Origin of the sequence: Streptomyces spinosisporus (assembly GCF_022698145.1) — a bacterium.
Lineage (GTDB): Bacteria > Actinomycetota > Actinomycetes > Streptomycetales > Streptomycetaceae > Streptomyces > Streptomyces spinosisporus.
The window spans coordinates 33,663-45,192 of the sequence record NZ_JALDAX010000006.1 but is presented as its reverse complement, the minus strand read 5'-3'; the positions used below and the strand labels follow the sequence as shown (position 1 = coordinate 45,192).

Here is an 11,530-nt window from a genome sequence, read left to right as displayed (position 1 = left end):
CCGGGCCTGCGACCGAGTTGTTCGGGTGCGCGCGCAGATTTCTCGAACTTGAGGCGCCAATCCAACTCTTTGTGACGAAAGGGCATTTCGTGCGCGTTTCGCCGCTGTTGGTGTCGACAGGATGTGGCCGGGCTGCTGCCGCCGCGTCGGACCGTGACGTGCGGTGTGCTCTCTCATCGTTCTGTACTTTTTCAAGCAAGGGATTTGTGACCTTGAACAGCTTTGTCTCGCGCCCGTCGGTCTCCGCTCGTGGATGGGCCGCCTTGCTTGTGGTCGGCGTTCTCGCCGCCGCACCGGCCGCAGTGGGGACTGCGGCTTCCGCCCGCACCGGCGACCTCGACAAGGGCAGCGCCGACGCGGCCGTCCTGCGGACCAGCCTGGATGTCGCCCGCCTCGACGGGCTCGGACCGCTGCCGCTGCGCACCACGCTCAACGAGGTCCACGCGCCCGCGACGGCCGAGAAGAAGGCGCTCGACGTCAGGCTCGACGCCGTCGAGGGCGGTAAGCCGGTCAGCGTGCTCCGGGCGGATGTCGCCACGGCCAGGGCCGAGGTCGCGCACCACACGGCCAAGGCGCACACGCACCTCGTCCACGCCCGCGTCCACGTCCCGGGCGTGCCGCTGCTCGCCCTGGTGGAGGTCGAGGAGGTGACCTCCACCGCGGTCTGCAAGGCCGGCGAGAAGCCCTTCGCCACGTCGGCGATCCCCGGCCCGGTCACCGTGCTGGGCAAGCGGATCCCGCTCGCGGTCAACGCCACCCGGACCGTGGAGGCACCCGGAGTCGGCACGGTGCAGCTCGCCCTGTCCCGCACGGAGACGACCAGCCACAGCGCCGCCGCGACCGCGCTTGAACTGCACGTTTCCGTCGACCCGTTGAAGCTGGGCGTCGCGGCCGTCGAGGGAACGGTCACGCTGGCCGACGCGCACTGCACCACTGCGGCAGCAGGCGCGTCTCCTGCCGCGGAGCCGTCCGCCGCGGCAGGACCGGTCGGCAACGACGCCCACCCGCAGTCGGCCGCCGAGGACAGCGAGGCCGATCTCGCGGAGACCGGCAGCACCACGCTCACGCCGTACCTCGCGGGCGCTGCCGCCGTCTTCGTCCTCGCCGGAGGAGGCAGCCTGGCGCTGGCCCGCGCCCGCAGCAACAGGCGGCAGTGAGCCGCAGCCGGCAGCCACGCCGGGTTCGACACTGAAGGACGGGCAGTGGTGCTCCGCCGAGAGGGCGGCACCACTGCCCTTCGGTTTACCTGGTTTTGTCATGTCCCTGGACAGGGTCGGACTACTCGTGCTGTCATGCCAACTGCCGTTCCTTACAACGTTGTACAAGGCGAACGCAGAAGCCTCCGCCCTCGGTGAACGCCTTAGAGGACAACGTTGTCCAAGCCTGCAACCGGATCGTGCCCCACCTCACGACAGGAGAAGCGGTATGCCCCTCGCCCGACGCCACTTCTTGCAGACCGGATGCCTCGCCGTCGGCTCCCTCGCGATCGGCGCCGCACTCCCGGCCGCCCCGGCTGCCGCCGCGACAAACGGCCTCGCTGCCGACGCCCTCACCCGGCTGCCTCCCGGCAGCATCACCCCGCGTGGCTGGCTGGCCGGTCAACTGCGCCTGCAACTCGCCGGACTGTGCGGCCGCTACGCCGAGCGCTCACACTTCCTCGACGCCACGACCAGCGGCTGGGTGAGCCCCGACCGCGACGGCTGGGAGGAACTCCCTTACTGGCTGCGGGGATACGTCCCCCTCGCCATCGCCACCAACGACGCCGGCGCCCTCGACCAGGCCCGCCGCTGGATCGACGCGATCCTCGCCACGCAGATGGACGACGGCTTCTTCGGCCCCCGGGCCCTGCGTACCTCACTGAACGGCGGCCCCGACTTCTGGCCCTTCCTGCCACTGGTCCAGGCGCTGCGCACATACGAGGAATACACGGGGGATCAGCGCATCGTGCCCTTCCTCGTCCGGTTCCTCCGCTTCATGAACGCCCAGGGGCGCGGCGCGTTCGACACGAGCTGGGTGGCGCTGCGCTGGGGTGACGGCATGGACATCGCCGTGTGGTTGTACCGCCGCACGGGCGAGGCGTTCCTGCTCGACCTCGTCGACAAGATGCACGCGTGGGGCGCCGACTGGACCGGGCCCCTGCCGACTCCGCACAACGTCAACATCGCCCAGGGCTTCCGCGAACCGGCGCAGTACGCCCTGCGCACCGGCTCCGCCGACCTGACCCGCGCCACCTACCGGACGTACGACCAAGTCCTGGGCGGCTACGGCCAGTTCCCTGGGGGCGGGATCGCCGGTGACGAGAACATCAGACCCGGCTTCGGCGACCCGCGGCAGGGGTTCGAGACCTGCGGCATCGTCGAGTTCATGGCCAGCCACGAACTGCTGACCCGGATCACCGGCGACCCCGTATGGGCGGACCGCTGCGAGGACCTGGCGTTCAACATGCTGCCCGCCTCCCTCGATCCCGACGGCAAGGGCGTGCACTACATCACCAGCGCCAACAGCGTGGACCTCGACAACGTCCGCAAGACCCAGGGCCAGTTCCAGAACGGCTTCGCCATGCAGTCGTACCAGCCGGGCGTCGACCAGTACCGCTGCTGCCCCCACAACTACGGCATGGGCTGGCCCTACTTCAGCGAGGAGTTGTGGCTGGCCACCCCGGACGGCGGGCTCGCCGCGGCGATGTACGCACCGAATCGTGTCCGCGCCACCGTCGCCGGCGGCACGACCATCACCGTCACCGAGGACACCGACTACCCGTTCGACGAGACCGTCACCCTGACCCTGTCCACGCCGCAACCGGTCGCATTTCCCTTGCTGTTGCGAGTGCCGGGCTGGTGCACGGGCCCGCGGCTCCGCGTCAACGGGCAGCCGGTCGCGGCACAGGACGGACCCGCGTTCGTACGGGTGGAGCGGACCTGGAAGGACGGCGACCGCGTCACCCTCACCCTTCCGCAACGCACCACCGTCCGCACCTGGTCCGGCAACCACGACGCGGTCAGCGTGGCCCACGGCCCGCTGACATACGCGTTGCGCATCGGCGAGCAGTACGTCCGCTACGCGGGCGACGACACCTTCCCCGAGTACGAGGTCCACGCCACCACGCCGTGGAACTACGGCCTGGTACCCGACACGACACCCGAACTCCACCGGGCGGGCGGCCCCGTCGCCGCCAATCCGTTCACCCACGACACCACCCCGCTCACGCTCACCGCGCAGGCGCGCCGCGTCCCGGAGTGGATCGCCGACGACGAACACGTGGTCGCCCCGCTCCAGCAGAGCCCGGCGCGGGCCACAGGGGCCGTGGAACATGTCACGCTCGTCCCGATGGGCGCGGCCCGGCTGCGGATCACCTCGTTCCCGACGGCGTCCCCGAACGGCAGGACCTGGGTGCCGGAGCCGCCGTACCGGCGCATCCTCAACAAGCACAGCGGGAAGGTGCTGGCCGTCGACGGGATGTCCACGGCGAACAGCGCCAGGGTCGTGCAGTTCGACAACACCGGGACGGGGGACCATGCGTGGCAGCTGATCGGCAAGGGCGACGGCTGGTTCCTGGTGCGCAACGGGCAGAGCGGCAAGGTCCTGGGCGTCGACGGGATGTCGACCGAGAACAGCGCCCACGTCGTCCAGTACGAGGACAACGGCACCGACGACCACCTGTGGACCCTCGTCGACAAGGGCGACGGCTGGTTCCTGGTCCGCAACCGGCACAGCGGGAAGGTCCTGGGGGTCGACGGCATGTCGACCCAGAACAGCGCACAGGTGGTGCAGTTCGACGACAACGGGACCGACGACCACCTGTGGCGCCTGGCGTGAGCGGGGACCTGTTACTTCGGAGCCCGGTTGCTCAAGTCCACTGCGTTCGGGCTTAGTTGAAGGGCGATCGCTGCTGTTCCCAGCGCGGGCACCTCGACTGATACGGCACCTTCCGGGAGCACCGTCAGCTCGCTCGGTGCGAGGCCGAGGAAGGTGGTCCGGTAGGCGCGAGTGAAGCGGAACGGGGTGCTCACACGGCAGCTCACCGGCGTCTCGGCGGTGGACTGCAGGCGGATCACCACTGTCCCTTCGTCCGGCACGGTCAGACCGACGAGGCGGACGCGCGGATCGTCCACGGTCAGGAACTGCGTCTGCGCAGGCGGTTCCTGACCGGCCTCGGCGCGAGCGCGCACCGCGATGAGCGGGTGGCTGGTGACGGCCGCCGTGCGCATGGCCAGTTGCTCGCCCGCGCCCGTCCCGGTCGCCGGTCCTTCCTCGGGTGCCGGTCCTTCCCCGGCGCCGGCGAAGCCGATGCTGTAGCGGAAGGTGTGGTCGAAGGCCTGCTGGGAGGGGAAGTTCGTGTCCCAGATGTTGTTGTGCACCCAGGAGAAGACGGTGGCCGGCTCCTCCTGCGGGAGTGACTGGGGGTAGGGGACGTAGGGGATCGCGATCCCGCCGTGCTGGACGAGGGGGACGTCGGCCGTGGCGAGCGCTGCGTGATGGTGGCGGTCGCTGAGGCTGATCCAGCGCCGAATCGCCCGCATGTGGGGGGCGGAGCCGGGGACCGTCTCACGTCCGGTGCCGGTGACGCCTCCTGTGGCCTCCATGCGTACGGCCGGGTCGTCCAGGGCGAAGGGGAAGGCGAAGAAGGCGCTCTCCTTGGTGAGGGTGGCGCTCTTGTCGATGCGGTTCTCCACGTCGATGCGGGCTGCGTCGTGCGGCAGGTGCACGCGTACGCGAAGGCGCTGTGTGCCGGCCGGGGCGCACTCGTAGATCAGGGTGTTGCCGGTGGCGTCGGCGGCGCGGTCGACGAGTGCCGCGGGCGGTGCCGTCCGGCGTGAGGCGAGCAGATGCATCGAGTCGTCGGCGACGGTCTTGCTGGACTGGTGGTTGAAGCCACCGGCCGTCGCGTACTCGTCGTACACATAGCCGTTGAAGCCGATGACGGCGTCCTGCCGGACGAGTTCGCGCCCGGTGTGCTTGTCGACGACGGAGCCGATGCAGGCGTTGCGCAGGTCGACCGTGACCCGCAGGTGGTCGTTCTCCAGGACGGTCGGATCGGTCCACAGCTGCGAGGTGTTGTCGTCCTGTGTGGCGGCGCCGGGGACGACGTCCAGGCGTACGGTCCCGCAGGCCGGCACGTCCGTGACCGGCACGAGGAGGAACCGGCCCGCCGCCCGGTGGCGGTCGTTGCTCTGGGCCTCCTCCGTGAAGGGCAGCGGCGTGTTCGAGCGAGCGTCGAGCACCTGGACCGGATCGCCGAGTGCGACCGTGCTCTCCGGCAGGAAGAGCCGGGCCGTCTCCGTGCGCGGCCAGCTGCAGGTGTTGACGACGTGGAAGCTGGCCAGTGCGTCGGCGCCGGGCGCGAAGGCCTCGCCGAGCAGCGCGGCGGCGGAGTCCAGGAGGGTCTCCGCCTCGTCGTGGGCGCGCAGGGCCTGGGAGTACTTCCAGTGCCACTGCTTCTCGCCCGACCCGTGGCCGTGGTCGCCGTGCGTCCAGGGATCGCCGGCGCCCCAGGTGTGTTCGTTGAACAGCGAGGCCGCACGGTAGACGGCCGGGGCGGCCTCGGTGACGGTCGCGCTGCCGGGTACGCCCATGAGGTGGGCGTACCCGGCCACGGTCTGCGCCTCGGCGAGGGCCGCCTGGCCGCGCCGTGTGGCCGCGAGCGGGACGGCTCCGGCGCCCACTCCGTCGACCCACCAGTCGCTCCAGTCGCCCCGGTGTGTCTCCAGCCGGTCGCCGACGCGCTTCTCGGCGTCCTCGAAGAAGTCCTGGTTGCGGGAGGCGCGCAGCTGGGGGAAGGCCCACTCCTCGTTCCAGCGGCGCACGGTGTCGGAGATGATCCGGCGCGGCGGGCCGTTGTCGGCGAACTTGCCCAGCACCCGCAGGTGCAGTACGTCCCACGGATAGGGGTCGGCGGTACCGGGGAGGTCGAGGGCGGGGAAGCCGGGGATGCCACGGCCTTCGTGCGGGTAGGGGAAGGCGGCCAGCGCACTGAGGTAGGCGGGCAGAAGGTCGTCGACGCGGTCGAAGGACTCGTCGAAACCGAGGATCGAGCCCTCCATGTACGCCAGTCCGTGCGGGGTGTCGGTGCGCCAGACCAGGACGCTGTTGCCGCTGGGAGCCTGCCAGCGGAAGAGCCGTGGCAGATGTGCTCCGCCGACGTGGTGCGGTACGGCGCGTCCGGCCCAGTTGTGCGCCACGGAGAGATAGCGGATGCCGTGGTCGGCCAGGACGTCCGGCAGGCCCACGACCTGGCCGGGCACGTCGGTCTGCATGGCCGTGGTGATGTCGATGCCGTGTCGTCGGCGCAGGTCCAGTACCGGGCGGATCAGCTCGTGGAGTTCGTCGGTGGAGCATGTCTCGGTGTGGAGGTTGAAGGGCATCGCCGTGAGTTCGATGCGGCCTTCGCGCACCCGGTCCAGAAAGCGCTCGATCTGGCGGTCCGGGCGGTTGGCCCGCCAGTCCTGGAAGGAGTGGAACCCCTCGACGGCCCAGCGGAAGCGGGCGGGGTCGGGCCAGTCGTCGGTGTCGTGGCACAGTTCGAGCAGGGAGTCGAGGTAGGCGCGGTGCTCGGCCATCACCCGCCCCTGGGGGTCGGTGTAGCCGATGTCGAGGTGGGAGTGCTGGACGAGGTGGAGCGCCCAGTGACGCTGCGGGCGTGCCTCGAAGTCGAGCCGGGTGCCTTGTTCCAGGTCCGGCAGTTCGATGAGCAGACGCGTCGGTGCGTCCACCTCCGGAACCAGGATGCGGGTGTCCGCCCCGGGGCCGGGAAGCAGTTCGTGGGGGACTGGTGTGCCCCCGCTCGTGGTGACCCGGACCCGGGTGATGCGCGGCAGGGCGTCGTGCGGGCGCGGGCCGGGGCGGCGCAGCCGCAGCCGGATGGACTGCAGCAGCCCGCCCTTGCCGTCACGGCGCAGCAGCGGCTCGCCCGACAGCTGCACTTGCATGTCGCCGATGCCTGCGCTGGTGGTGACGACCCGGTCGCGCAGGATGTCGCGCGCGATGTCGGAGTCCCACCAGGAGGGCCGGGTCAGTGGTGCCTTGGACATGGTGCGTGGGTGTCCTTCGGGTTGAGGGTGGTGTCGCGCGGCCGGGACGCGGTGTCACGAGCGGAGGCGGTGAACTCGTCGGCCGGGGTCAGTTGTCGGCGGCCAGGGTGGCGAAGATCTGGACCATCGCGGACTGTTCCAGGGTCTCGGCCGGTACGTTCGGGTCGTAGTCGCCGCCGCCGGACGGCTGGAAGTGGAACAGTCCGGTCGCGGCATCCCGGTTGGCGGCGTACGTGCTGTCCGCGTAGGCGCTCACAGCCTTGCGGTAGGCGGGGTCGGGCCGCACGGCGTCCAGGTCGAGCAGGTCCTTGAAGTAGAAGGCGTTGAAGATGGCCGGCTGATCGTGCAGACGGGTTCCCTGCGTCCAGTACGCCAGGGAGGCGCGGGCGTCCTCGACGGCCTTGTGCAGATAGTCGGCGTTGCCGGTGCCGCGGTACAGGGCGGTTGCCGTGCCGATCATGGCGCCCGAGTTGTAGGTCCACAGCGTCGGGTTGGTGCTGCCGTCGTCGCCGCGGTCGTTGCTGTACAGACCCGGTGCCTGGCGCATGCACGAGTACACCCAGCCGTACCACTGCTCGGCCTTGGCGAGATAGGCCGGGTTGTGGGTGTGTTCGTAGAGCCGGGCGGCCAACTGGGCGGAGAGCGCGGTGACGTTGGTGGCGCGGATGGTGTTGTTGGTCGAGTCGAACCAGTCCATTCCGCCGGGGCAGGCCTTGGTGGTGTCGCTGTCCCAGGCGCGGGTGACGATGGGGATGATCTGCTCGGCCCGCGCCAGGTAGGTGCGGTCGCCCGTGCTGTCGTACTGGTCGAGTTCGCTCAGTCCGACCACGGCGTTGTCGTCGTAGTAGATGTCGCCGCCCGAGCCCAGGGGAGCGGGCAGGTAGGACTCGTAGCCGGGCCGGGTGCCGGGGGTGAAGTACAGCTCGATGGTGTCGAAACGCTCGGTCGCGTCCGTGCGGTAGGTGGGGCCGCTGCCCGGGAGTTCCTGCATGTCCACCGTGGCCGCGGCGGCCTCGCGCATCGGCCACAGGTAGGAGTGCTCGGGGTCGTTCGCCTGCCGGGGTGTGCGCTCCAGGTACAGGCCGTGCTGGTCCTTGCCCTGGTAGAGGTGGGCCTGCAGGGCGTTGTAGGCGTCGGTGGCGCGGCCGGCCCACGCCGCGGGGGAGACGGGGTGGGGGCGTGCGGGCTGGGCGTGTGCGGGGACGGCACTCCAGAGCAGGCCCGCACAGGCGGCGGTCACGGTCGTACGACGAAGCAGCGATCTCAGCATGGTTGCCCTTCGTGGCGAGGAGGAGGCGTGCACGGATCAGCGGTGGATCTTGAGGCTGCTGATGAAGAAGCGCTGGGCGGAGAAGAACAGCACCAGGGTCGGCAGGGAGACGAGGAGGGCTCCGGCGAGGACGATCGGTGGCCCGACATTGGTGTAGTTGCCCTGCAGATCGGCGAGCGCGGCCATGATGGGCCGGATGTTGCGGCTCGTGGTGAGCGTGATGCCGAACATCAGGTCGTTCCAGACGGCCACGAACTGGAAGACGAAGACGGCGATCATGGCGGACCGGGACAGCGGGACATGGATCTGCCAGAACAGCCGCCACCAGGAGGCACCGTCCATCCGCGCCGCTTCCACGACCTCCCGCGGCAGCGTGAGGGCGTAGTTGCGCATGACGAAGAACGCGAACGGCACCGCGATGGCCGTGTAGATCAGTACGAGTCCGATCTGGGTGTCGTACAGGGAGGTCTTCGCGTACGACAGGAACAGCGGCCGGATGAAGACCTGCAGGGGCAGCAGTGTGCCCGAGTAGATCAGCCAGAACCACAGCGCCTGGCGCTTGACGGGCATGACGATGGTGGCGAACGCGGCACCGGAGGCCAGCACGACGGCGGCCAGCGCGCTGACGACGGCGTACAGGAGGCTGTTGCCCAGCGCGGGCCCGAGCTGGGCCTTGTCCCAGGCCTGGGACATGTTGTCGAACAGCCCGAAGCTGCTGGGCAGCCAGTGCGGCGCGCCGTTGTAACTCGCGGCCGGCACCAGGGCGTTGACCACCAGGAGCCAGGTCGGGACCAGCCACAGCAGGGCGAGCACGACGACGGTGCCGTTGCGCAGAACTCGGCTTACGGACATGGGTCACTCGCCTTTCACGTCGAGCTGACGGCGCAGGTAGAGCCAGGAAGCCGCCAGCACGATCACGGTGAGGACGACCGCGATCGCCGCTCCCGCGCCGGGCCGCAGTTCCAGGAAGGTCTCGTTGTACATGGACACCGCGAGGGTCTCCGTGGCCCGTCCCGGCCCTCCTTGGGTGAGCACCCAGATCAGGTCGAACGACTTGAGGCCGTTGACGAGGCTCATGCCGATCACGATGATCGACACCGGCCTGAGCTGGGGCAGCACGATGTGGCGGAACTGCTGCCAGCTCCCCGCGCCGTCCAGGGCGCCGGCCTCGACGGTCTCCGGCGGGATGGACTGCAGGCCGACGAGGAAGAGGATGACGGCGACACCGGTGGCCTGCCAGGCGTTGGCGAGGATCATCACGATCGTGTTGCCGGGCCAGGTCAGCAGCCATCCCTGGGCGAGCGAGTCCAGGTGCAGGTTGGTCAGGACCTGGTTGACGGCGCCGTCGGTGGTGAGCATGAAGTTCCACACCACGGCCACGGCCGAGCCCGAGAGCGCGTAGGGAAGCACCACGCACAGCCGCGCCAGGCGCGACCAGCGGGTGGTGTTGGACAGGATGGCGATGGCCAGCCCGAGCACGAAGGGGAGCACGACGGTGCCCACCACCCACATCAGGGTGTTCTGGATGGAGCGGGCCAGCGCCGGGTCGGAGGCGAACAGCGAGTAGTTGTCGAACCAGCTGAACGGCGTGGTCCTGCTGTCGCTGAAGAAGCTGCGGTAGATCGTCCACACGAACGGGGCGAGCAGGAAGGCGGCGACCAGGAGCACCGCCGGGGTCATGAACGCTCCGGCCGTCAGGCGTTCACGCCTCTTGCGCCAGGTGTGCGGCACCGGCGGACGCTGTGCACCGCCGGAAGGAGCCGCCGGGAGTCCGTCACTGGTGGTGGGCGTCTGCCGCTCGGTCGAGAAAGTGCTCATGCCTCGTCACGCCTCCAAGCCGCCCATTCGTCCTGTGCACGCTCCTGCATCCGGCGGAGCGTGGTGGCCGGCGACGTCTGTCCGGCCATGAAGCCGCCCAGGTCGTCGGTGTTGCCCTGGATGAGACTGGGTGGGCTGGCTTCCCAGTACCTGATCAGCGGGATCCGGTGCTCGCGGGCGATGTCCTGCTGCAGCCGCGCCACGACCGGGTTGCCCGAGCGCACCGTGGGATTGGCCGAGCTGTCCTGGAGGAAGTCGCTCCACACGCGCTGCACGGGCGGGGCGAGCCAGGAGCCGACGTTGGCCATGGCCGCCGAGTGCGAGGAGGCCTCGGCGGGAACGGCGAAGACACCGGACTCGGTGATCACGCTCTTCGGGGTGGAGGAGTCCACCGTGGGCAGGATGAACGCGCCGTAGTCCACATCCGGCTTCATGCCGACGGCGCTCATGCCCTGCGACTGCCAGGTGCCGTGCAGGAACATGCCCACGCTGCCCGCCTTGACCGCGCCCGGGCCACGGTTCTGGTCGTAGTCGGGTGACGTCATCCAGCCCTTGCGCATGAAGTCGTGCCAGATGTCCATCGCCTTGCGTGCCGGGGCGTCGAGATAGGACGCCTGGCCGGCCACCAGCTTCTGGTAGAAGCGCGGATCGACCTTGGTGACGAGCTCCTGGAACCATTCGATGGCGGGCCAGCCGCCGACCTGGCTGGCGAGGAACGGCGTGATCTTGTTCCGCTTGAGCACCTCGGCGCAGTGCAGCAGTTCGGCCCAGGTCGTCGGGACGGTCAGTCCCAGTTTCCGGAACACCGGCTTGCTGTAGAACAGCACGTAGTACGACTCGTACAGCGGAATGCCGTAGACCTTCCCGTGGTACGACACCGTCTCGCGCGTCGCGTCGCGCACCCACCCCTTGGCCGCGTACGTCTGCCAGACGTGCGACAGGTCGGTGAGACCGCCCGCACGCGCCAGGCGCTTGAGCTGGTAGCCGGATGCCCACTTGACGAGGTCGGTGGCCTTCGAGGTCTGCAGCGTCATCTGGACGACCTGCTGGTACGAGGTCACCGACGGGTTCGACAGCGGCCGCAGCGCATAGCCGGTGATCTTCTTGAGTGCCTGTCCGGCCGAGCGGTAGCCCTCGTCCCAGGTGGCGTTGTCGTTGGAGATGCTCGTGGTCCCCGGCTGCGAGGACGTGCTGTCCCCGCGAGCGCAGCCCTCTACCGCGAGGGTGGCCGCGCCTGCGGTCATCCCGGCGAGAAAGCGACGCCGGGCGAGCGGCGCGGCTGCGCGGCGGGGCGTGCCCGATGCTGTCATTGATCACCTTCACCGAACGGGCCACCTGCATGGCCGGATGTGAGCCAGTGAGCAGACGCGAGGCCAGGGAAGTCGCCTGAACGCCGACTGCGTGTTGCCCGGAG

7 protein-coding genes are annotated in these 11,530 nt (G+C 69.7%); 2 read left to right on the top strand and 5 right to left on the bottom strand.

Going from position 1 to position 11,530, the window contains the following annotated elements:
- Positions 1-263: 263 nt before the first annotated feature.
- Positions 264-1,157 (top strand): SCO1860 family LAETG-anchored protein, encoded by an 894-nt coding sequence (locus MQN93_RS17615; protein ID WP_106964232.1) that lies wholly within the window; start codon positions 264-266, stop codon positions 1,155-1,157.
- Positions 1,158-1,425: 268 nt separating this feature from the next.
- Complete coding sequence (locus MQN93_RS17610; RefSeq protein ID WP_242710208.1) at positions 1,426-3,816, top strand: beta-L-arabinofuranosidase domain-containing protein; 2,391 nt, start codon at positions 1,426-1,428, stop codon at positions 3,814-3,816.
- 11 nt (positions 3,817-3,827) lie between these two features.
- Here the strand turns inward: MQN93_RS17610 and MQN93_RS17605 are convergent, their stop codons facing one another.
- From MQN93_RS17605 to MQN93_RS17585, 5 genes are all read right to left on the bottom strand, one after another.
- A complete protein-coding gene (locus MQN93_RS17605; protein ID WP_242710207.1) occupies positions 3,828-7,028 on the bottom strand; it encodes a glycoside hydrolase family 38 N-terminal domain-containing protein in 3,201 nt (1,066 codons plus the stop codon).
- An 88-nt stretch (positions 7,029-7,116) separates the two neighbouring features.
- Positions 7,117-8,298, bottom strand: coding sequence for a glycoside hydrolase family 76 protein (locus MQN93_RS17600; RefSeq protein WP_242710206.1), 1,182 nt, complete (start codon positions 8,296-8,298; stop codon positions 7,117-7,119).
- A 36-nt stretch (positions 8,299-8,334) separates the two neighbouring features.
- A complete protein-coding gene (locus tag MQN93_RS17595; RefSeq protein WP_016430255.1) occupies positions 8,335-9,150 on the bottom strand; it encodes a carbohydrate ABC transporter permease in 816 nt (271 codons plus the stop codon).
- A 3-nt stretch (positions 9,151-9,153) separates the two neighbouring features.
- On the bottom strand, positions 9,154-10,116 hold the full coding sequence (locus MQN93_RS17590) for a carbohydrate ABC transporter permease (RefSeq protein WP_242710205.1): 963 nt from the start codon (positions 10,114-10,116) through the stop codon (positions 9,154-9,156).
- Complete coding sequence (locus MQN93_RS17585; RefSeq protein ID WP_242710204.1) at positions 10,113-11,426, bottom strand: ABC transporter substrate-binding protein; 1,314 nt, start codon at positions 11,424-11,426, stop codon at positions 10,113-10,115. Before MQN93_RS17585 ends, MQN93_RS17590 begins: the two co-directional genes overlap by 4 nt.
- Positions 11,427-11,530 lie beyond the last annotated feature (104 nt).

Excerpts from the sequence above, each read along its gene's own strand:
- MQN93_RS17590 (WP_242710205.1), bottom strand. The coding sequence starts at position 10,116 with ATGAGCACTTTCTCGACCGAGCGGCAGACGCCCACCACCAGTGACGGA.
- MQN93_RS17610 (WP_242710208.1), top strand. The coding sequence starts at position 1,426 with ATGCCCCTCGCCCGACGCCACTTCTTGCAGACCGGATGCCTCGCCGTC.
- MQN93_RS17600 (WP_242710206.1), bottom strand. The coding sequence starts at position 8,298 with ATGCTGAGATCGCTGCTTCGTCGTACGACCGTGACCGCCGCCTGTGCG.
- MQN93_RS17595 (WP_016430255.1), bottom strand. The coding sequence starts at position 9,150 with ATGTCCGTAAGCCGAGTTCTGCGCAACGGCACCGTCGTCGTGCTCGCC.
- MQN93_RS17585 (WP_242710204.1), bottom strand. The coding sequence starts at position 11,426 with ATGACAGCATCGGGCACGCCCCGCCGCGCAGCCGCGCCGCTCGCCCGG.
- MQN93_RS17605 (WP_242710207.1), bottom strand. The coding sequence starts at position 7,028 with ATGTCCAAGGCACCACTGACCCGGCCCTCCTGGTGGGACTCCGACATC.